General features: G+C 56.5%; 20 protein-coding genes and 2 pseudogenes. 14 read left to right on the top strand and 8 right to left on the bottom strand.

What is annotated here, in order from left to right; translation table 11 throughout:
* Positions 1–104: 104 nt before the first annotated feature.
* The 11 genes and pseudogenes from skp (at position 105) to tilS (ending at position 13,341) form a co-directional block, all read left to right on the top strand.
* Positions 105–599, top strand: coding sequence for a molecular chaperone Skp (skp, locus tag BWI95_RS01445; protein ID WP_023480303.1), 495 nt, complete (start codon positions 105–107; stop codon positions 597–599).
* A 3-nt stretch (positions 600–602) separates the two neighbouring features.
* Positions 603–1,631 (top strand): UDP-3-O-(3-hydroxymyristoyl)glucosamine N-acyltransferase, encoded by a 1,029-nt coding sequence (gene lpxD, locus BWI95_RS01440; RefSeq protein ID WP_034813316.1) that lies wholly within the window; start codon positions 603–605, stop codon positions 1,629–1,631.
* Between the two features lie 173 nt (positions 1,632–1,804).
* On the top strand, positions 1,805–2,260 hold the full coding sequence (gene fabZ / locus BWI95_RS01435; RefSeq protein ID WP_023480493.1) for a 3-hydroxyacyl-ACP dehydratase FabZ: 456 nt from the start codon (positions 1,805–1,807) through the stop codon (positions 2,258–2,260).
* 3 nt (positions 2,261–2,263) lie between these two features.
* Positions 2,264–3,052 (top strand): acyl-ACP--UDP-N-acetylglucosamine O-acyltransferase, encoded by a 789-nt coding sequence (lpxA, locus tag BWI95_RS01430; RefSeq protein WP_054802825.1) that lies wholly within the window; start codon positions 2,264–2,266, stop codon positions 3,050–3,052.
* Positions 3,052–4,200: a lipid-A-disaccharide synthase gene (gene lpxB / locus BWI95_RS01425; RefSeq protein WP_076768869.1), complete on the top strand. Its 1,149-nt coding sequence runs from the start codon at positions 3,052–3,054 to the stop codon at positions 4,198–4,200. Before lpxA ends, lpxB begins: the two co-directional genes overlap by 1 nt.
* Positions 4,197–4,793, top strand: a complete 597-nt coding sequence (rnhB, locus tag BWI95_RS01420; RefSeq protein ID WP_042712004.1) for a ribonuclease HII — start codon at positions 4,197–4,199, stop codon at positions 4,791–4,793. The genes lpxB and rnhB overlap by 4 nt, the downstream gene beginning before the upstream one ends.
* 37 nt (positions 4,794–4,830) lie before the next feature.
* A pseudogene (gene dnaE, locus BWI95_RS01415) lies at positions 4,831–8,312 on the top strand (DNA polymerase III subunit alpha).
* A gap of 12 nt (positions 8,313–8,324) precedes the next feature.
* Positions 8,325–9,284: an acetyl-CoA carboxylase carboxyl transferase subunit alpha gene (accA, locus tag BWI95_RS01410; RefSeq protein ID WP_054802826.1), complete on the top strand. Its 960-nt coding sequence runs from the start codon at positions 8,325–8,327 to the stop codon at positions 9,282–9,284.
* Positions 9,285–9,395: 111 nt separating this feature from the next.
* Complete coding sequence (locus tag BWI95_RS01405; protein ID WP_054802827.1) at positions 9,396–11,534, top strand: lysine decarboxylase LdcC; 2,139 nt, start codon at positions 9,396–9,398, stop codon at positions 11,532–11,534.
* A gap of 58 nt (positions 11,535–11,592) precedes the next feature.
* Positions 11,593–11,982, top strand: coding sequence for a VOC family protein (locus BWI95_RS01400; protein WP_023480267.1), 390 nt, complete (start codon positions 11,593–11,595; stop codon positions 11,980–11,982).
* A 48-nt stretch (positions 11,983–12,030) separates the two neighbouring features.
* Positions 12,031–13,341, top strand: a complete 1,311-nt coding sequence (tilS, locus tag BWI95_RS01395) for a tRNA lysidine(34) synthetase TilS (protein WP_076770263.1) — start codon at positions 12,031–12,033, stop codon at positions 13,339–13,341.
* A 25-nt stretch (positions 13,342–13,366) separates the two neighbouring features.
* Here the strand turns inward: tilS and rof are convergent, their stop codons facing one another.
* Both rof and BWI95_RS01385 read right to left on the bottom strand, forming a co-directional pair.
* A complete protein-coding gene (rof, locus tag BWI95_RS01390) occupies positions 13,367–13,627 on the bottom strand; it encodes a Rho-binding antiterminator (RefSeq protein ID WP_054802828.1) in 261 nt (86 codons plus the stop codon).
* Positions 13,614–13,814: a YaeP family protein gene (locus tag BWI95_RS01385; protein ID WP_023480353.1), complete on the bottom strand. Its 201-nt coding sequence runs from the start codon at positions 13,812–13,814 to the stop codon at positions 13,614–13,616. Before BWI95_RS01385 ends, rof begins: the two co-directional genes overlap by 14 nt.
* A gap of 194 nt (positions 13,815–14,008) precedes the next feature.
* Here BWI95_RS01385 and BWI95_RS01380 point away from each other — a divergent pair, with 194 nt between their 5' ends.
* Genes BWI95_RS01380 through nlpE form a run of 3 tightly spaced genes read left to right on the top strand, consistent with a single transcriptional unit; the run spans position 14,009 to position 15,703 of the window.
* Positions 14,009–14,554 carry a YaeQ family protein gene (locus tag BWI95_RS01380; RefSeq protein WP_076768868.1) on the top strand — a complete coding sequence of 182 codons (546 nt, stop codon included), beginning with the start codon at positions 14,009–14,011 and terminating at the stop codon, positions 14,552–14,554.
* A complete protein-coding gene (arfB, locus tag BWI95_RS01375; RefSeq protein WP_076768867.1) occupies positions 14,551–14,976 on the top strand; it encodes an alternative ribosome rescue aminoacyl-tRNA hydrolase ArfB in 426 nt (141 codons plus the stop codon). The genes BWI95_RS01380 and arfB overlap by 4 nt, the downstream gene beginning before the upstream one ends.
* A gap of 31 nt (positions 14,977–15,007) precedes the next feature.
* On the top strand, positions 15,008–15,703 hold the full coding sequence (gene nlpE, locus BWI95_RS01370; RefSeq protein ID WP_054802840.1) for an envelope stress response activation lipoprotein NlpE: 696 nt from the start codon (positions 15,008–15,010) through the stop codon (positions 15,701–15,703).
* Positions 15,704–15,752: 49 nt separating this feature from the next.
* Here nlpE and proS read toward each other — a convergent pair whose 3' ends face one another.
* From proS to metN, 6 genes and pseudogenes are all read right to left on the bottom strand, one after another.
* Complete coding sequence (gene proS / locus BWI95_RS01365) at positions 15,753–17,471, bottom strand: proline--tRNA ligase (RefSeq protein ID WP_076768866.1); 1,719 nt, start codon at positions 17,469–17,471, stop codon at positions 15,753–15,755.
* 109 nt (positions 17,472–17,580) lie between these two features.
* Positions 17,581–18,287: pseudogene (gene tsaA, locus BWI95_RS01360) on the bottom strand (tRNA (N6-threonylcarbamoyladenosine(37)-N6)-methyltransferase TrmO).
* Positions 18,284–18,691, bottom strand: coding sequence for an Rcs stress response system protein RcsF (gene rcsF / locus BWI95_RS01355; protein ID WP_076768865.1), 408 nt, complete (start codon positions 18,689–18,691; stop codon positions 18,284–18,286). Before rcsF ends, tsaA begins: the two are co-directional and overlap by 4 nt.
* Before the next feature lie 107 nt (positions 18,692–18,798).
* Complete coding sequence (locus tag BWI95_RS01350; protein ID WP_042713897.1) at positions 18,799–19,614, bottom strand: MetQ/NlpA family lipoprotein; 816 nt, start codon at positions 19,612–19,614, stop codon at positions 18,799–18,801.
* Positions 19,615–19,654: 40 nt separating this feature from the next.
* A complete protein-coding gene (metI, locus tag BWI95_RS01345; RefSeq protein ID WP_054802830.1) occupies positions 19,655–20,308 on the bottom strand; it encodes a methionine ABC transporter permease MetI in 654 nt (217 codons plus the stop codon).
* Entirely contained in the window at positions 20,301–21,332 is a 1,032-nt protein-coding gene (metN, locus tag BWI95_RS01340) for a methionine ABC transporter ATP-binding protein MetN (protein ID WP_054802831.1), read from the bottom strand. The genes metI and metN overlap by 8 nt, the downstream gene beginning before the upstream one ends.
* Positions 21,333–21,381 lie beyond the last annotated feature (49 nt).

The raw sequence follows: 21,381 nt of genomic DNA, 5'->3' as shown, positions 1-21,381 counted from the left end.
CAACGGAATGCGCAAGCAGTGTAGTGATGGCTGCGGCTTCGAAGAAGCCCAGCCTCGCAAAGAGCTGTACCTCCGGGTACAAACGGGATGGTAAGGAGTTAATTGTGAAAAAGTTGTTATTAGCTGCAGGTTTAAGTCTGGCAATGGCCGCGTCGGCTCAAGCTGCTGACAAAATTGCGATTGTTGATATGGGTAACCTGTTACAGCAGGTCGCACAGACTTCCGGCGTTTCTCAGACCATGAAAAACGAATTCGGCGGCCGTGCCAACGAACTGCAGAGCATGGAGTCCGACCTGCAAGCAAAAGCACAGCGTTTGCAGCGCGACGGTTCTACCATGAAAGCGAGCGAGCGCAGCAAACTGGAAAAAGATATCACTTCCGGTCGCCAGGCATTCGCTCAGAAAGCGCAGGCTTTTGAGCAGGATCAGGCTCGCCGCTCTAACGAAGAGCGCGGCAAGCTGGTCACCCGCATCCAGTCCGCAGTGAAGAAAGTCGCTGCCGATCAGGGTGTGGATCTGGTTATCCCTGCCAATGCCGTTATTTACAACAGCAATGATGTGAAAGACATCACCGCTGATGTACTGAAACAGGTTAAATAAGTAATGCCTTCAATTCGACTCGCTGATTTAGCTCAGCAGTTGGATGCAGAATTACACGGTGATGGCGATATCGTCATCACCGGCGTTGCGTCCATGCAATCTGCCGAAGCAGGTCATATCACTTTCATGGTAAATCCTAAATACCGTGAACACCTGGCCGCATGCCAGGCCTCTGCCGTTGTAATGACGCAGGACGATCTTCCTTTTGCCCACAGCGCCGCACTGGTCGTGAAGAACCCTTATCTGACCTACGCGCGTATGGCACAAATTCTTGATACCACGCCGCAGCCTGCGCAGAACATCGCCCCTGGCGCCGTTATCGATCCGACCGCGACGCTGGGCAGCAATGTCTCTATCGGCGCGAATGCGGTGATTGAATCCGGGGTGACCCTCGGCGACAACGTCGTGATCGGCCCTGGCTGCTTCGTGGGGAAAAATACGAAAATTGGCGCAGGATCGCGTCTTTGGGCCAACGTATCTATTTACCATGAGATTGAGATCGGTGAGAACTGCCTGGTTCAATCGGGGACGGTAATAGGTTCGGATGGCTTTGGTTATGCTAACGATCGCGGAAATTGGGTGAAAATCCCGCAACTTGGTCGCGTAATCATCGGCAACAATGTCGAGATTGGCGCATGTACCACCATCGACCGCGGCGCGCTTGATGACACCCGTATCGGTAACGGCGTAATTATCGATAACCAGTGTCAGATTGCACATAACGTTGTGATTGGCGACAATACCGCCGTTGCCGGTGGCGTCATCATGGCAGGCAGCCTGAAAATTGGCCGCTACTGCATGATTGGCGGAGCCAGCGTAATCAACGGGCATATGGAAATTTGCGACAAGGTTACGGTAACGGGGATGGGTATGGTGATGCGTCCTATCACTGAGCCAGGCATTTATTCTTCCGGCATTCCGTTACAACCCAATAAAACGTGGCGAAAAACCGCAGCCCTGGTGATGAATATCGACGAGATGAGTAAGCGTTTGAAAGCTGTCGAGCGCAAGATAAATCAACAAGACGAGTAATTCATTCACCTGACGCTTGTACACAAAAGCGTTCGGGTTAACAGAAAAAGCGACAAAACGCCTCTGCAACTCGACGCATAAAGTGTATATACTCCCCGGCCTGTTGGCATTCTCAGGAATGTCGCGGGCCGTGTTATTATTGCTTTTTTGTATATTTAGACAGGAAGAGTATTTTGACTACTGACACTCATACTCTGCACATTGAAGAGATCCTGGAGCTTCTGCCGCACCGCTACCCGTTCTTACTGGTAGATCGTGTGCTGGATTTTGAAGAGGGTCGTTTTCTGCGCGCAGTCAAAAATGTTACGGTAAACGAACCGTTTTTCCAGGGCCACTTCCCTGGCAAACCGATTTTCCCGGGCGTGCTGATCCTCGAAGCAATGGCGCAGGCAACCGGTATTCTGGCGTTTAAAAGCGTTGGTAAACTGGAACCGGGTGAGCTGTACTACTTCGCCGGCATCGACGAAGCGCGCTTTAAGCGCCCGGTTGTGCCTGGCGATCAGATGATCATGGAAGTCACTTTCGAGAAAACGCGCCGTGGCGTGACCCGCTTTAAAGGGGTTGCTATGGTTGACGGTAAAGTTGTTTGTGAAGCTACTATGATGTGTGCACGTAGCCGGGAGGCCTGATACGTGATTGATAAAACCGCCTTTATTCATCCTACCGCCATTGTTGAAGAGGGTGCCGTCATTGGCGCCAACGTTCATATTGGCCCGTTTTGTATTGTGGGACCTCACGTCGAAATCGGCGAAGGGACCGTACTGAAATCTCACGTTGTTGTTAACGGCCACACCAAAATCGGTCGTGATAACGAGATTTATCAGTTCGCCTCCATCGGCGAAGTGAACCAGGATCTGAAATATGCTGGTGAACCGACCCGTGTGGAAATTGGCGATCGCAACCGCATTCGCGAAAGCGTCACCATCCATCGTGGCACAGTACAGGACGCTGGACTGACGAAGGTGGGCAGCGATAACTTACTGATGATCAACTCGCACGTTGCGCATGACTGCATTATCGGTAACCGCTGCATCCTCGCGAATAATGCAACGCTGGGCGGCCACGTCACAATCGGTGATTTTGCGATCATCGGCGGCATGACGGCAGTTCACCAGTTCTGCATTATTGGCGAGCACGTAATGGTTGGCGGCTGCTCCGGCGTCGCGCAGGACGTACCGCCTTATGTCATTGCTCAGGGCAACCATGCCACGCCGTATGGCGTGAACATCGAAGGCCTGAAACGCCGTGGCTTCAGCCGCGAAGCGCTTGTGGCTATCCGTAACGCGTACAAATTGCTCTATCGCAGCGGTAAAACGCTCGACGAAGCAAAACCGGAGATTGCCGAGCTTGCTGCGAAGCACCCGGAAGTTGATGCGTTTATGCAGTTCTTTGAGCGCTCGACGCGTGGCCTGATCCGTTAATGGTCGACAAGCGTCCGCTTACGATAGCCCTTGTCGCCGGAGAAACCTCCGGCGATATTCTTGGTGCCGGTCTTATCCGCGCACTGAGAGCGCGCGTGCCCAACGCCCGTTTTGTTGGCGTTGCCGGCCCGCGTATGCAGGCTGAAGGGTGTGAAGCCTGGTATGAGATGGAAGAGCTGGCGGTGATGGGGATTGTCGAAGTACTCGGCCGTCTGCGTCGCCTGCTGCATATCCGCGCTGATTTGACCCGCCGCTTCAGCGAGCTGCAACCCGATGTGTTTGTCGGGATTGATGCGCCAGACTTTAACATTACTCTTGAGGGTAATTTAAAAAAACGCGGCATCAAAACGATTCACTACGTCAGCCCGTCTGTCTGGGCGTGGCGACAAAAGCGCGTTTTCAAAATTGGTAAAGCCACCGATCTGGTACTGGCGTTTCTCCCTTTCGAAAAAGCGTTTTACGACCGGTTTAATGTCCCATGCCGCTTTATCGGGCACACCATGGCCGATGCCATGCCGCTCGATCCCGATAAAAATGCGGCGCGTGCGCATCTGGGAATTAGCCCGCAGGCGCGCTGCCTGGCGCTGCTGCCCGGCAGCCGTGGTGCAGAAGTCGAGATGCTGAGCGCCGACTTTTTGCGTACCGCGCAGCTGCTGCGTGAGCGCTACCCGGAGCTGGAAGTAGTGGTTCCGCTGGTCAATGCGAAACGCCGCGAGCAGTTTGAGCAGATCAAAGCGCAAGTTGCGCCAGATTTGACGGTGCACCTGCTTGATGGCCAGGCGCGGGAAGCGATGATTGCGTCCGATGCCGCGCTGCTTGCCTCGGGCACCGCAGCGCTGGAGTGCATGCTGGCGAAATGCCCGATGGTGGTCGGCTACCGTATGAAGCCCTTCACCTTCTGGCTGGCGAAACGGCTGGTGAAAACGCCCTATGTTTCCCTGCCGAACCTGCTCGCCGGGCGCGAAGTGGTTAAAGAGCTGTTGCAGGAAGAGTGCCAGCCGCAGGCGTTGGCTGCCGCACTGGAACCGCTGCTGGCGAACAGTGAAACCCGCCATGAAATGCATGATCTGTTTCGCGAGCTGCATCAGCGCATCCGCTGTAATGCCGATGAACAGGCAGCGGACGCGGTACTGGAGTTAGCAAAATGATTGAGTTTGTTTATCCGCACACGCATCTTGTTGCGGGTGTGGATGAAGTAGGGCGCGGCCCGCTGGTCGGCGCGGTTGTGACGGCGGCGGTGATCCTCGATCCCGCTCGGCCAATTGTGGGTCTCAACGACTCAAAAAAACTTTCCGAAAAACGCCGTTTGTCGCTCTTTGATGAGATTAAAGAGAAAGCGCTGGCCTGGAGTCTCGGCCGCGCGGAGCCGCACGAGATCGATGAGCTTAATATTCTGCACGCCACGATGCTGGCAATGCAGCGCGCGGTCGCCGGGCTTGCTATTACGCCGGAGTACGTGCTGATTGACGGCAACCGTTGCCCAGCGCTTGCCATGCCCTCGATGGCGGTGGTGAAAGGCGACAGCCGTGTGGCTGAAATCAGCGCGGCGTCGATTATCGCCAAAGTCACGCGCGATGCCGAAATGGCCGCGCTGGATGCGATCTTCCCGCAGTATGGCTTTGCACAACATAAAGGCTATCCCACGGCTTTTCATCTGGAAAAGCTGACGGAGCATGGCGCAACCGAGCATCACCGACGCAGCTTTGCGCCGGTCAGGCGCGCGTTGGGCGTCGTCTCCTGATTCTTAAGAACGTGAAACTACAGGCTGGAATTGAATAATGGCTGAACCACGTTTCGTACACCTGCGGGTGCATAGCGACTACTCCATGATTGACGGGCTGGCGAAAACCGGGCCGCTGGTGAAGAAGGCGGCCGCCCTTGGCTCGCCCGCGCTGGCGATCACCGATTTTACCAACCTCTGCGGTCTGGTGAAGTTCTACGGAACGGCGCACGGTGCCGGGATCAAGCCCATCGTCGGCGCTGACTTCCACGTGCAGTGCGATCTGATTGGTGACGAGCTGACGCAGCTTACCGTCCTCGCCGCCAACAATACCGGCTACCAGAACCTGACGCTGCTGATTTCGCGCGCCTATCAGCGCGGCTACGGCGCGGCGGGCCCTTATATCGATCGCGACTGGCTAATTGAGCTTAACGAAGGGCTGATCCTGCTTTCCGGCGCGCGAATGGGCGACGTCGGCAAAAGCCTGCTGCGCGGCAACAGCGCGCTGGTGGAGCAGTGCCTCGATTTCTATAAAACCCATTTCCCGGATCGCTACTATCTGGAGCTGATCCGCACCGGTCGTCAGGACGAAGAGAACTACCTGCACGCGGCAGTCGCGCTGGCAGAAGCGCAGGGGTTGCCGGTTGTCGCCACCAACGATGTCCGCTTCCTCGAAGAGGGCGACTTTGACGCCCATGAAATTCGCGTCGCCATCCACGACGGCTTTACCCTCGACGATCCCAAACGCCCGCGTAACTACTCGCCGCAGCAATATATGCGCAACGAAGAGGAGATGTGCGAACTCTTCTCCGATATTCCGGAAGCGCTGGAAAACAGCGTCGAAATTGCTAAACGCTGTAACGTCACCGTGCGCCTCGGCGAGTACTTCCTGCCGCAGTTCCCGACCGGGGATATGACCACCGAAGACTTCCTGGTCGTGAAATCGAAAGAGGGGCTGGAAGAGCGACTTGAATTCCTCTTCCCCGATCCGGCAGTGCGTGCCGAGAAACGCCCGCCTTACGACGAGCGCCTCGACATTGAGCTCCAGGTTATCAACCAGATGGGCTTCCCGGGCTACTTCCTGATCGTTATGGAGTTTATCCAGTGGTCGAAAGATAACGGCGTGCCCGTCGGGCCTGGACGTGGTTCCGGTGCCGGGTCGCTGGTCGCCTATGCGCTGAAGATCACCGATCTCGACCCGCTGGAGTTTGACCTGCTGTTCGAACGTTTCCTTAACCCGGAACGTGTCTCAATGCCCGACTTCGACGTCGACTTCTGCATGGAGAAACGTGACCAGGTAATCGAGCACGTGGCGGATATGTATGGCCGCGACGCGGTGTCGCAGATCATCACCTTTGGTACCATGGCGGCGAAAGCGGTTATCCGCGACGTTGGCCGCGTGCTGGGCCACCCCTATGGCTTTGTCGACCGTATCTCCAAGCTGGTGCCGCCCGATCCGGGCATGACGCTGGCAAAAGCCTTTGAAGCAGAGCCGCAGCTGCCGGAGATCTACGAAGCCGACGAAGAGGTGCGGGCGCTGATTGACATGGCGCGCAAGCTGGAAGGGGTGACGCGTAACGCCGGTAAACACGCCGGTGGCGTGGTGATTGCGCCTACCAAAATTACCGATTTTGCACCGCTTTACTGCGATGAAGCCGGGCAGCATCCGGTTACCCAGTTTGATAAGAACGACGTGGAATACGCCGGGCTGGTGAAGTTCGACTTCCTCGGCCTGCGTACGCTCACCATCATCAACTGGGCGCTGGAGATGATCAACGCCCGGCGCGAGAAGCAGGGCGAGCCGCCGCTGGATATCGCCGCCATTCCGCTTGAAGACAAGAAGAGCTTCGACATGCTGCAACGCTCGGAGACCACGGCGGTCTTCCAGCTTGAATCCCGCGGCATGAAGGATCTGATCAAGCGTCTGCAGCCGGACTGCTTCGAAGATATGATCGCACTGGTGGCGCTGTTCCGCCCCGGTCCGCTGCAATCGGGCATGGTAGATAACTTTATCGACCGTAAGCACGGGCGCGAAGAGATCTCCTACCCTGACGTGCAGTGGCAGCACGAGAGCCTGAAGCCGGTGCTGGAGCCGACCTACGGCATTATCCTGTATCAGGAACAGGTAATGCAGATTGCCCAAGTGCTCTCCGGTTATACCCTCGGTGGCGCGGATATGCTGCGTCGTGCGATGGGTAAGAAGAAGCCGGAAGAGATGGCCAAACAGCGCTCCATTTTTGAAGATGGCGCGAAGAAAAACGGTATCGATGGCGAACTGGCGATAAAAATCTTCGACCTGGTGGAGAAATTCGCCGGGTATGGATTTAACAAATCACACTCCGCCGCCTATGCTTTGGTTTCCTACCAGACCCTGTGGCTAAAAGCGCACTATCCGGCCGAGTTTATGGCAGCAGTAATGACTGCAGATATGGACAACACCGAGAAAGTGGTCGGGCTGGTGGATGAGTGCTGGCGCATGGGCTGAAGATCCTGCCGCCGGACATTAACTCCGGGCTCTACCACTTCCACGTCAACGACGATGGCGAGATCGTCTACGGCATCGGCGCGATCAAAGGCGTGGGCGAAGGGCCGATTGAAGCGATTATCGAAGCGCGTAACAACGGCGGCTATTTCCGCGAGCTGTTCGATCTCTGTGCGCGCACCGATATCAAAAAGCTCAACCGCCGGGTGCTGGAAAAGCTGATTATGTCCGGGGCGTTCGACCGCCTTGGCCCGCACCGCGCCGCGCTGATGAACTCGCTCGGCGATGCGCTGAAAGCGGCCGATCAGCACGCGAAAGCGGAAGCGATCGGCCAGGCAGATATGTTCGGCGTGCTGGCGGAAGAGCCTGAGCAGATTGAGCAATCCTACGCCAGCTGCCAGCCGTGGCCGGAGCAGGTTCAGCTTGAGGGCGAGCGGGAGACGTTAGGGCTCTACCTGACGGGACACCCGATCAACCAGTATTTAAAAGAGATAGAGCGCTATGTCGGAGGCTACAGGCTGAAAGACATGCATCCGACCGAACGTGGGAAGGTCACCACGGCGGCCGGGCTCGTCATTGCTGCGCGGGTTATGGTCACCAAGCGCGGCAATCGTATCGGCATCTGTACGTTGGATGACCGTTCCGGGCGTCTTGAAGTGATGTTGTTCACTGACGCGCTGGATAAATACCAGCAGCTGCTGGAAAAAGACCGCATACTCATCGTCAGCGGACAGGTCAGCTTTGATGACTTCAGCGGTGGGCTTAAAATGACCGCCCGTGAAGTCATGGACATTGACGAGGCCCGTGAAAAATATGCCCGCGGGCTTGCTATATCGCTGACGGACAGGCAAATTGATGACCAGCTTTTAAACCGACTCCGTCAGTCTCTGGAACCCCACCGTTCGGGAACCATTCCAGTACATCTCTATTACCAGAGGGCGGATGCGCGCGCGCGGTTACGCTTCGGCGCAACCTGGCGTGTCTCTCCGAGCGATCGTTTACTTAATGATCTGCGTGGCCTCATTGGTTCGGAGCAGGTGGAACTGGAGTTTGACTAATACAGGAATACTATGAGTCTGAATTTCCTTGATTTCGAACAGCCGATTGCTGAGCTGGAAGCGAAAATCGATTCTCTGACCGCCGTTGGCCGTCAGGATGAAAAACTGGATATTAACATCGACGAAGAGGTGCATCGTCTACGTGAAAAGAGCGTAGAGCTGACACGTAAAATCTTTGCCGATCTCGGTGCCTGGCAGGTTGCGCAGTTAGCCCGCCATCCGCTGCGTCCATACACCCTGGATTATGTTCGCCTGGCGTTCGACGAATTTGACGAGCTGGCCGGCGACCGCGCCTATGCTGACGATAAAGCTATCGTTGGCGGCATCGCGCGTCTGGATGGTCGCCCGGTGATGATCATTGGTCATCAGAAAGGCCGTGAAACGAAAGAGAAGATTCGCCGCAACTTCGGTATGCCAGCGCCGGAAGGGTATCGTAAAGCGCTGCGCCTGATGGAGATGGCGGAACGCTTTAACATGCCGATCATCACCTTCATCGACACGCCGGGTGCCTATCCGGGCGTTGGCGCGGAAGAGCGCGGCCAGTCTGAAGCGATTGCCCGCAACCTGCGTGAAATGTCTCGCCTGAGCGTGCCGGTTATCTGCACCGTGATTGGCGAAGGCGGCTCCGGCGGCGCGCTGGCGATTGGCGTTGGCGACAAGGTCAATATGCTGCAGTACAGCACCTACTCGGTGATCTCCCCGGAAGGGTGTGCCTCGATCCTGTGGAAAAGCGCGGACAAAGCACCGCTGGCGGCCGATGCAATGGGCATCATCGCACCGCGTCTGAAAGAGCTGAAACTGATCGACTCTATCATTCCGGAACCGCTGGGCGGCGCACACCGCAACCCGGAAGCCATTGCCGCTTCGCTGAAAGCGCAGCTGCTGGCAGATCTCGCCGATCTGGAAGGGCTGAGCAAAGACGAGCTGCGCAACCGCCGTTACCAGCGTCTGATGAGCTACGGCTACGCCTGATAGCGAAACGCTGTGTAAAACGCGATAATGAGCCGCACCCCGGGTGCGGCTTTTTTTATACCTGCTGTTTACCTCAACTATGCTTAGCTAAGGTTTTTAACGGAGGTAGTTGTGAATATTATTGCCATCATGGGACCCCATGGCGTTTTCTACAAAGATGAGCCGATTAAGGAACTGGAGCAGGCCTTACAGGCGCAGGGTTTTCAGATCATCTGGCCGAGAAACAGTACCGACTTACTGAAATTTATCGAACACAACCCCCGCATCTGCGGCGTGATCTTTGACTGGGACGAGTACAACCTCGACCTGTGCTGCGAGATCAACCAGCTTAACGAATACCTCCCGCTCTACGGTTTTATCAACACCCACTCGACGATGGATGTCAGCGCCCAGGATATGCGCATGGCGCTGTGGTTCTTCGAATATGCGCTGAGCGTGGCGGATGATATTGCGACGCGCATCGCGCAATACACCAAAGAGTATCTGGAAAACATTACCCCGCCCTTTACCCGGGCGCTGTTTACCTACGTAAAGGAGGGGAAGTACACCTTCTGTACGCCAGGGCATATGGCGGGCACCGCCTACCAGAAAAGCCCGGTCGGCTGCCTCTTCTATGACTTCTTCGGCGGCAATACGCTGAAAGCGGATGTCTCGATCTCGGTGACGGAGCTCGGATCGCTGCTCGATCACACCGGCCCGCATCTTGAAGCGGAGGAGTATATCGCCCGCACCTTTGGTGCCGAGCAGAGCTATATGGTGACGAACGGCACCTCCACCTCCAATAAGATTGTCGGCATGTACGCCGCACCAACCGGCAGCACGCTGCTTATTGACCGTAACTGCCACAAATCACTGGCTCACCTGCTGATGATGAGCGATGTCACGCCGCTGTGGCTGAAACCGGGGCGCAACGCGCTGGGCATTCTTGGCGGCATTCCGCGCCGTGAATTTGCCTCAGCCAGCATTGAGCAGAAGATCGTTGCTACGCCAGGTGCAAGCTGGCCGGTGCATGCGGTGATCACTAACTCCACCTATGATGGCCTGCTCTACAACACCGACTGGATCAAGAAGACGCTGGATGTGCCGTCGATTCACTTCGACTCCGCCTGGGTGCCCTATACCAACTTCCATCCGATCTACGCTGGGAAAAGCGGTATGAGCGGCGATCGCGTGCCGGGGAAAGTCTTTTATGAAACCCAGTCGACACACAAAATGTTGGCCGCCTTCTCGCAGGCGTCGCTGATTCATATCAAAGGTGAATATGACGAAGATGCTTTCAACGAAGCCTTTATGATGCATACCACCACCTCGCCAAGTTACCCGCTGGTCGCCTCCATCGAAACGGCGGCGGCGATGTTGCGCGGCAACCCCGGTAAGCGGCTGATTAACCGCTCCGTGGAGCGCGCGCTCCACTTCCGTAAAGAGGTTCAGCGGCTGAAAGAGGAGGCCGATGGCTGGTTCTTTGATATCTGGCAGCCGGAAGAGATTGATGAAGCGGAGTGCTGGCCGGTGGCGCCCGGTGCGGATTGGCACGGTTTTCGCGAAGCCGACGAGGATCATATGTTCCTCGATCCGGTGAAAGTGACGATCCTGACGCCGGGTATGGATGAGGTCGGCAATATGGGCGACGAAGGGATCCCGGCGGCGCTGGTGGCGAAGTTCCTTGATGAGCGCGGCGTAGTGGTGGAGAAAACCGGGCCCTATAATCTGCTGTTTCTCTTCAGTATCGGTATTGATAAAACGCGGGCGATGGGTCTGTTGCGCGGTTTGATGGAGTTTAAGCGCGCCTACGATCTCAATCTGCGGGTGCGCAATATGCTGCCGGATCTCTACGCAGAAGACCCCGACTTCTACCGCAATATGCGCATTCAGGATCTGGCGCAGGGGATCCATAAGCTGATCCGCCAGCACGATCTGCCGCGCCTGATGTTGCAGGCCTTCGACGTGTTGCCGGAGATGAAACTGACGCCGCATCAGGCGTGGCAGCGACAGGTACGTGGCGATGTCGAAACGGTAGCGCTGGAAGCGCTCATCGGCCGCGTTTCCGCCAATATGATCCTGCCTTATCCGCCGGGCGTGCCGCTGGTGATGCCGGGCGAGATGATCACCGAGCAGAGCCGGGCAGTGCTCGATTTTCTGCTAATGCTCTGCGCCATTGGCCGCCACTATCCCGGTTTCGAAACGGATATTCACGGTGCAAAACGGGACGAAGAGGGGTGTTATTACGTCAGAGTCCTAAAAACGCGCTGAATGGTTGCGGGCGTTCCGCGGCGGGCGTAACGTTCTGGCATCAAAAAAAGGAGAGATTATGCTGGGTTTAAAACAGGTTCACCATATCGCCATCATTGCGACGGATTATGCGAAGAGCAAAGCTTTCTACTGCGACATCCTCGGCTTTACGCTGCTCAGTGAAGTCTATCGCGAAGCGCGCGACTCATGGAAAGGCGATCTGGCGCTTAACGGGCAGTACGTTATCGAGCTTTTCTCCTTTCCGTTCCCGCCCGCGCGCCCCAGCCGGCCGGAAGCCTGCGGGCTACGCCACCTGGCGTTCAGCGTCGATGATATTGACCAGGCGGTTGCCCACCTCACCGCGCACGGCGTGGCGTGTGAAGAGATCCGCATCGACCCCTGCACCGATAAACGCTTCACCTTTTTTAACGATCCCGACGGCCTGCCGCTGGAGCTTTACCAGCAGTAAGGCTTGCCACTTCTGTGAATGCCCGGTAACGTGCCGGGCATTGTTCCCGTGTTAACACTCACTATGACCACGCCACTGCTTCTCTCGTTGCCAACCGAATCACGCCAGTTTCTGGTGGCGTTCAGCGGCGGGTTAGACTCCACCGTTTTGCTGCATCAACTGCGGCTCTGGCGTGAAGATCGCCCCGATGTGCAGCTGCGCGCAATTCATGTGCATCACGGTTTAAGCCCGAATGCCGATCGCTGGGCGGCGCACTGCGAATCACTGTGTGAGAGCTGGCAGATCCCGTTATTAACCGTTCGCGTCACGCTGGTGGATGAAGGGAAGGGGATTGAGGCGCAGGCGCGTACCGCGCGCTATCAGGCGTTTCGTGAAGCGCTACTGCCGGGGGAGGTGCTTGTCACCGCGCAGCATCTCGACGATCAATCTGAAACGGTGCTGTTAGCGCTTAAACGCGGCAGCGGGCCGGCCGGGCTGGCCGCGATGCCTCAGAGCCTGCCGTTTGGCGATACGCAGCTGATCCGCCCGTTGCTCAACCAGAGCCGGGCGTCCCTGGAGCAGTGGGCGCGCGATCATCATCTCAGTTGGATCGAGGATGAGAGCAACGCCGACACGCGCTTCGATCGCAACTTCCTGCGCCAGAATATCCTGCCTCTGTTAAACGCCCGCTGGCCGCACTTTGCCGACGCGGTGGCGCGCAGTGCCGCGCTGTGCGGTGAACAGGAACAGTTACTTGATGAACTGCTGGCGGAGTCGTTATCAACAGTGACCACCGCAGAGGGGGCGCTGACGATTGCGCCTCTCACCGGTTACAGTGATGCGCGGCGGCGAGCACTTTTGCGCCGCTGGCTGGCGCAGCGCGGGGCGATGATGCCTTCGCGGGCGATGCTCGATCGCCTGTGGCAGGAGGTGGCGCTCGCCCGGGAAGATGCGGTGCCGTGCCTGCGCGTTGGCGACGATGAGGTGCGGCGCTATCAGGGATGTTTATGGTGGGTGAAACGCACCGCGCATCCGCGTGATGCCGAGCTTGCCTGGCCTGCGCCTTTCGCCACGCTCACTTTGCCGCAGGGATTGGGATCTCTGTCGTTGCTCCTCGGCGGTGAGTTACGCGCGCCCACTGTCGATGAAGCGGTTTCGGTGCGCTTTCAGACGCCGGGCCTGATTCATATTGTGGGTCGTCATGGCGGGCGGAAGCTGAAAAAAATATGGCAGGAGCTGGGCGTTCCTCCCTGGCAGCGCGATGCCACGCCGCTGCTTTTTTATGGCGATACGCTGATTGCGGCGGCCGATCGGTTTGTAACGCGGGAAGGGGTGAAAGAGGCGGGGCAGACGGGTGTGTGTCTGGCGTGGCAAAGATAACGGGCAGCGACGCTGCCCGTACTGTTCAGGACTCGCTCACCACAACGGTGCCGATTTCGGGATGGCTGAAGCTGGCGATTCTGTCCAGACGCAGTTCACAGGTCTCCCCGGCGGCGTCAATCACCAGATACTCAACGTTTTTACGTAACAGCAGATCGTTCGCTTTGGCGCTGAGGACCTCGCCATCTTTCATTTCCAGCTTCAATAAAAGATGATGCTGGCAGGCGAGTTCAAGATTGTCATAATCATCACAATTGATGGGTTGATAGGCATCATTTATTGACATAATCGCTCACCAGTAAGTTCGCGGCAGCATAGGCTGCCTTATCCCTGACCGACTCTGAAAGGGTGTCATCCGACGCCATTTCATTCAAGACCTTCAATACGCACCCCAGCGCGTCCGGGATATACCCTACATCTCCGCTGGCGATTTCCGCATAACGTTTGCGCACTAGCTCACAATAATTATCCACATCACCTCCTGCCAGTCTCCCGGCTTTACTGTGAGATAACCCTAAGCCTACGAAGTTAACCTCTGTTTAGCAAGGTGACTATACCATAGCTTGTTTACCATTATCAGAGCGATGAATAACGCACGCGGCAAGAGATAACAGCGCTTTATGCTTATTTTCGCTACAATGGCGGCCATTTTATGAAGGAGGATGTAATGGCGTTAAAAGCGACAATTTATAAGGCGACGGTGAATGTAGCCGACATGGATCGGAACCAGTTTTTAGATGCCGCCCTGACGCTGGCCCGTCATCCTTCCGAAACGCAGGAGCGCATGATGCTGCGCCTGCTGGCCTGGATAAAGTATGCCGACGAGCGGTTGCAGTTTACGCGCGGGCTGAGCGCTGATGATGAGCCGGAAGCGTGGCTGCGCAATGACTACCTCGGGATCGATCTGTGGATTGAGCTTGGCCTGCCTGATGAAAAGCGGTTAAAGAAGGCGTGCAACCAGGCAAAAGAGGTGGCGCTCTTTACCTATAATTCACGGGCGGCGAATATCTGGTGGCAGCAAAACCAGGCGCGCTGCGCAACTTTCAGCAATTTAAGTATCTGGTATCTTGATGACGCACAGCTGGCAGCGCTCAGCGCATTTGCCGACGATCGCACCATGAATCTGCAGGCGACTTTGCAGGATGGCGCAATCTGGCTCTCAGATGCCACGCAAAACGTGGAGTTCCATTTTGAAACCTGGCAGCAACCATGATTGAGATCTCCCGCTCCGTCTCGCTGCCTGAGGATGAGCTGGATATCACCGCCGTGCGCTCGCAGGGCGCGGGCGGCCAGCACGTCAACAAAAGCTCAACCGCCATTCATCTGCGTTTTGACATTCGCGCCTCCAGCCTGCCAGAGTATTACAAGGCGCGCCTGCTGGAGGTGTCGCACCATTTGATAAGCCAGGATGGCTGGATCGTTATCAAAGCGCAGGAGTACCGCAGCCAGGAGATGAATCGCGAAGCAGCGATAGCCCGCCTGGTGGCGCTGATTAAAGAGTTAACCGTAGTGCAGAAAAGCCGCCGGGCCACGCGCCCGACCCGCGCCTCGAAAGAGCGGCGGTTATCGACGAAATCACAAAAGTCGACGGTCAAATCTCTGCGCGGCAAAGTCCGTCGCCATGACGGCGGATAAACAGAAAGAGAACAAGCATAAGGAAACGAGTGTGAACAGAGCGATTTTAGCCGTTGCGGCAGGGTGTACCCTCTTTGCCCTTTTCGGCTGTAATAACCGTAACGAGACCGAGATGGTGCAGCCGACCCAGGTCGAAGAGCTGAAACCGATGCAGCAGAGCTGGCGAGGTGTGTTGCCCTGCGCGGATTGTGAAGGTATTGAAACCTCGCTGTTTCTGCAAAAAGATGGCAGTTGGGTAATGAACCAGCGTTACCAGGGAGGGAAAGCACCATCGGTATTCGGCACCTATGGCAACTGGGCGCGCACAGCGGACAAATTAGTCCTTACCGATAGCCAGGGCGACAAGACCTATTTCCGTGCGAAGGGTGAAGCGCTGGAGATGCTGGATCAGGAGGGCAACCCGATTGAGTCGTCGCTCAACTACACCCTGCAGCCGGTAAAAGCACCACTGCCAGCCACGCCGATGGCGATGCGCGGCATGTATAAATATATGGCGGATGCGGCGGTCTTTACCGATTGCGCGACCGGAAAAGAGGTGGCGGTCGCCAGCAACGCGCAGCTTGAGCGCGATTATGCGGCGGCGCGCGGCACGGAGCTGAAACCGATTCTGCTGGTGGTGGAGGGGCATTTTGCGCTGGAGCCGAACCCGGATACCGGTGCGGCGCAGAAAGTGCTGGTGACGAATAACAAAGGCAAATTCAGCGCGGATAAAGGCTGTGATGAGTAGTCTCTGACAGCATAAAAAAAGCCCCGTTAAACGGGGCTTTTTAATTGGTTTAGCCTTTGATGGCTTTTACCAGGTAATCCAGCACATCGCCGGTTTTGATCATCTGCTTCTCGCCGCTGCGACGATATTTGTATTCGATATCGTCATTGTCGAGGTTGCGATCGCCAATCACCACGGTGTGCGGAATGCCGATCAGTTCCATATCAGCAAACATCACGCCCGGACGCTCTTTACGATCGTCCATCAGCACTTCAATACCCTGCGCGCGCAGATCGGCATAGAGTTTTTCCGCCAGCTCCTGCACACGGTAGGACTTGTGCATATTCATCGGCAGAATGGCAACCTGGAACGGAGCAATCGCGTCCGGCCAGATGATGCCGCGATCGTCGTGGTTCTGCTCAATGGCAGCCGCGACAACGCGCGTCACGCCAATACCGTAGCAGCCCATGGTGAGGATCTGGTTGCGGCCATCTTCACCCTGTACGGCGGCGTTCAGTGCCTCAGAGTATTTGGTGCCGAGCTGGAAGATATGACCCACTTCGATACCGCGTTTGATCAGCAGGGTGCCTTTGCCGTCCGGGCTTGGATCGCCGGCTACCACGTTGCGGATATCCGCCACTTCCGGCGTCGCCACGTCGCGATCCCAGTTGATGCCAAAGTAGTGTTTGCCATCGATGTTCGCGCCCGCGGAGAAGTCGCTCATGGCGGCAACGGTACGGTCAATCACTACCGGGATCGGCAGGTTAACCGGGCCGAGCGAACCCGGGCCGGCGTTGACCAGCGCGCGGATCTCTTCTTCGGTGGCGAAGGTCAGCGGGCTGGCAACCTGCGGCAGTTTTTCCGCTTTCACTTCGTTCAGCTCGTGATCGCCACGCACCAGCAGCGCAATCAGCGGCTCGCTGGCACCCTCTTCGGCTTTCACCAGCAGGGTTTTAACGGTCTTCTCAATCGGCAGATTGAACTGCTCAACCAGCTCGGCGATGGTCTTCGCATTTGGCGTATCGACCAGCGTCATCTCCTGTGTGGCAGCCGCGCGCGGCGCTTTCGGTGCCAGCGCTTCGGCAAACTCAATGTTGGCAGCGAAATCGGAGGAGTCAGAGAAGATCACATCATCTTCGCCGCTCTGCGCCAGCACCTGGAACTCATGGGATGCGCTACCGCCGATGGAGCCGGTGTCTGCCTGCACCGCGCGGAAATCGAGATCCATACGGCTGAAGATTTTGCTGTACGCAGCGTACATCGCGTCATAGGTCTCTTGCAGCGACTCCTGAGAAGTATGGAAAGAGTAAGCATCTTTCATCAGGAACTCGCGCGAGCGCATCACGCCGAAACGCGGGCGCACTTCATCGCGGAACTTAGTCTGGATCTGGAAGAAGTTCAGCGGCAGCTGTTTATAGGAGTTCAGCTCGTTGCGGATCAGATCGGTGATCACCTCTTCGTGGGTCGGGCCGAGCACGAACGGGCGCTCGCCGCGATCGACAAAACGCAGCAGTTCCGGACCGTACTGCTCCCAGCGACCGCTCTCTTGCCACAGGTCGGCTGGCTGCACGACCGGCATGGACACCTCAATCGCACCGGCGTTGTTCATCTCTTCACGCACGATGTTTTCGACTTTTTTCAGGACGCGCAGACCGGTCGGCAACCAGGTGTACAACCCGGAGGCCAGTTTGCGGATCATCCCGGCGCGCAGCATCAGCTGGTGGCTGATCACTTCGGCGTCGGCAGGCGTCTCTTTCAGAGTAGAGAGCAAGTATTGGCTAGTACGCATGTTGTTACGGTTCCATTTGGACAATTGGAGCAGGCCGGAGGCGGCCTGACACAAAAAAGTGGTTTAGTTTATCAGCCCGGCAGAGATGCCAAAAGAGAGGGGCTCAAAATTAGCGTGGTTCAAGGGCAAACACTTCAAAACCGCCGTCGACAACGCGCCAGCGAACATTCACATCATGCAGCCAGACGGCATAGGTTTTCCCCGGCTCCTCCTCTTTGCGGTAGGCCGGGCGCGGATCCTGCGACAGCACCTCCTGCACAAACGCGGCAAAGTGCGGAAAGCGTTTCTCCAGCAGGGCGAGCGACGGTGCAAGTTCAGGTGCAAAGGTTACGGCGACAGTCGCGGCGGGGCGTGCTGTGCATAGCTTGCCTGCGCGTCTGGCAGCGCTTCTGCAAAGGGGAGGTAGGGTTTGATATCAACCACAGGCGTGCCATCAACCAGGTCGAGACTACCAAGTTGCAGGATCACCTCATCTTTATGGCAGCGGATGCCCTTCAGCTCGACCAGCGACATGCCGATCGGATTGGGGCGAAACGTCGAGCGGGTGGCAAAGACGCCCATGCGGGCATTGCCGCCGAGACGCGGAGGCCGCACCGTTGGGCGCCAGCCGCCTTCCATCGTCTGATGAAAAACAAACAGCACCCACAGGTGGCTGAACGCCTCCAGGCCGCGAACCGCATCGGGCTGGTTATAAGGCGTCAGCAAGTGAAGTTCGCCGCCGCCGTGTTTCACCAGGCCTGGCTGGCGCGGGACAGCGAACTTCTCTTTGTAGGGTGAGCGAATAACGCCGATTTGCTCGAAAGCAAAATGACTCATTTGGCCGAAATATTCAGGGCAGAGCCGACACAGATCGCCTGGCGGTAGCAGCCTGGCGTGCCGCTGGTGACTTCGCAGTTATGCAGCAGGACGGCATTCGCTTTGGCTTTTTTCGAGGCGTTGATCTGCAGGCGTTTACGGGCGGTAGGGATGTTCGGCGGTGAATCCTGGTTGCTGGCCTGGCACGATTCGCCGGTCACTTCACCGAGATCGCGGAACGGCTTGCCGACCAGCTCTTCTGCGTTGGTAATAATGCGAACGGGAGCGGCGCGTGCGACTTTCGCTTTTTGCGGCTCTGCTTTGGGTTCCGCTGCGTTGTTCTGCACGGGTTCGACAGGTGATCTGCTTAGCAACGAACAGCCGCTCAGCGTGAGTGCTAATAGACAGATCGGGAAAGCACGCATAAAAGTATCCTCACAAAAATTTTCTTAACGCCGTATTGAAACAAGGGCGTGCCCAAATAACAAGGCGGGCTTTCGCCCGCCCTGAATGATATTACAGACTGATGAGATTACCAGCCTTTCACCGCGCCGCCGTTAAAGACTTTGTTGGCGGCCTCGCTGACTTCGTCAGAGTGGAACGCCTGCACAAATTTCTTCACGTTTTCCGCGTCTTTATTATCTTCACGCGCGACGATCAGGTTTACGTACGGAGAGTTTTTGTCTTCAACAAAGATGCCGTCTTTTTCTGGGGTCAGGCCAATCTGGCTGGCATAAGTGGTGTTGATCACCGCCAGCGCAATCTGCGCATCGTCCAGTGAGCGCGGCAGCTGCGGGGCTTCCAGCTCAACAATCTTCAGGTTTTTCGGGTTTTCAGTAACGTCCAGCACGGTCGGCATCAGGCCAACGCCATCTTTCAGTTTGATCAAACCCTCTTTCTGCAGCAGCAGCAGGGCACGGCCAAGGTTGGTCGGATCGTTAGGAACGGCAACCTGAGAACCATCCTGCAGTTCAGAGATCGCTTTGATCTTTTTCGAGTAGCCAGCGATCGGATAGACAAAGCTGTTGCCGACCGGCACCAGTTTGAAGCCGCGATCTTTGATCTGCTGATCGAGGTACGGTTTATGCTGGAAGGCGTTAACGTCGATATCGCCTTTGCTCAGTGCTTCGTTCGGCAGCACGTAGTCGTTAAAGGTGACCAGCTCAACATCGAGGCCATACTTCTCTTTTGCTACTTTCTGCGCCACTTCCGCGACTTGCTGCTCAGCACCAACAATCACACCGACTTTGATGTGATTCGGATCTTTTTCATCCGGGCCGCAGCCAACCAGCGCCAGGGAGCCGATCAGTGCGCCAACGGCGGCAAAGGTCTTGAAGTTAAAAGCCATCAGTTATTCCTTACTGTCAGAGTCGTTATGTTGTGTAACGTTATTTGTGCGTCACAGCCTGGACGATACGATCGCCCGCGAATTGAATTAAGTAAACCAAAACCACAAGCAATACTAAAACCGTGTTCATTACTAATGGGTTATAGGTGACATAGCCGTACTGAATACCTAACTGACCAAGACCGCCCGCACCCACGGCACCGCCCATCGCTGAGTAACCGACCAGCGTGATAAGCGTAATGGTTGCGGCATTGATTAACCCTGGCAGCGCTTCCGGCAGCAATACCTTGCGGATGATCTGCATCGGCGTTGCGCCCATTGCGCGGGATGCTTCAATCAGACCTGCTGGCAGTTCAAGCAGGGCGTTCTCTACCATACGGGCGATAAACGGCGCTGCGCCAACGGTCAGCGGCACGATCACCGCGTAAAGGCCGATCGAGGTGCCAACGATGACGCGGGTAAAGGGGATCATCCATACCAGCAGAATAATAAAGGGGATAGAGCGGAAGATGTTGACCGTGGCCGAAATCGCGCTATAGAGCGTGAGGTTCTGCATAATCTGGCCGGGACGGGTCACATAAAGTAATACGCCGAACGGCAGGCCGACGACAAAACCGAGCAGGCCTGAGGCAAAGGTCATAAACAACGTTTCCCAGATGCTGCGGGCGAAGAGCCAAATCATTGCCTCAGACATAACCGAGTACCTCTACTTTTACATGGTGTTCTTGCAGCCAGGCGATGGCCGCCTGCGTATCCTGCGCGGTGCCGTGCATTTCGGTCAGCATAATGCCGAACTTCACGCCGCCGGCGTAATCCATCTGCGCGCTGATAATATTGTTATTCACATTGAAACGACGGGCAGTTTCCGACAGCAGCGGTGCGTCTACCGACTGGCCGGTAAACTCCATGCGCAGCATCGGAACGCTATCCGCCTGCGGCTCAGGCAGCAAACGCTGTAAATAGTCTTCGGGGATGTCCAGATGCAGCGTCGATTGGATAAACTGCTGCGCCAGCGGCGTTTTCGGATGGGAGAAGACTTCGCTGACGGTATCCTGCTCAATCAATTCGCCGTTGCTGATTACCGCCACGCAGTCGCAGATGCGCTTCACCACGTCCATCTCATGGGTGATCAACAGAATGGTCAGCCCCAGGCGACGGTTAATGTCTTTCAATAATTCAAGAATCGAGCGGGTCGTTGCCGGGTCAAGGGCGCTGGTGGCTTCATCGCACAGCAGCACCTTTGGATTGCTGGCTAACGCACGGGCGATGGCGACACGCTGTTTCTGCCCGCCGGAGAGGTTGGCCGGGTAGCTGTCGTGCTTATCGCCGAGGCCGACCAGATCGAGCAGCTCTTTAACGCGGCGGTTAATCTCTTCGCGCGGGGTGTTATCCAGCTCCAGCGGCAGCGCCACGTTGCCGAACACCGTGCGGGAAGCGAGCAGGTTGAAGTGCTGGAAGATCATGCCGATTTGGCGGCGCGCTTTGGTTAATTCCGCTTCAGAGAGCTGGGTCAGATCCTGACCGTCGACCAGCACGCTACCTTGTGACGGGCGCTCAAGCAGGTTTACGCAGCGAATCAGCGTACTTTTCCCTGCGCCAGATGCGCCAATCACGCCATATATTTGGCCAGCAGGCACATGCAGACTGACGTTGTTTAACGCCTGAATTTTGCGGTTTCCCTGTTGGAACACCTTGGTGATATTCGAAAGTTTAATCATTAGATTATTTTTATCGTATAAGAGTGAGCCGTGGCATTTTGTTCTGCCG

This window comes from Kosakonia cowanii JCM 10956 = DSM 18146 (genome assembly GCF_001975225.1).
Classification (GTDB): domain Bacteria; phylum Pseudomonadota; class Gammaproteobacteria; order Enterobacterales; family Enterobacteriaceae; genus Kosakonia; species Kosakonia cowanii.
Note: the sequence above shows the minus strand (reverse complement) of the source record. Positions and strands in the feature narration are given on the sequence as shown.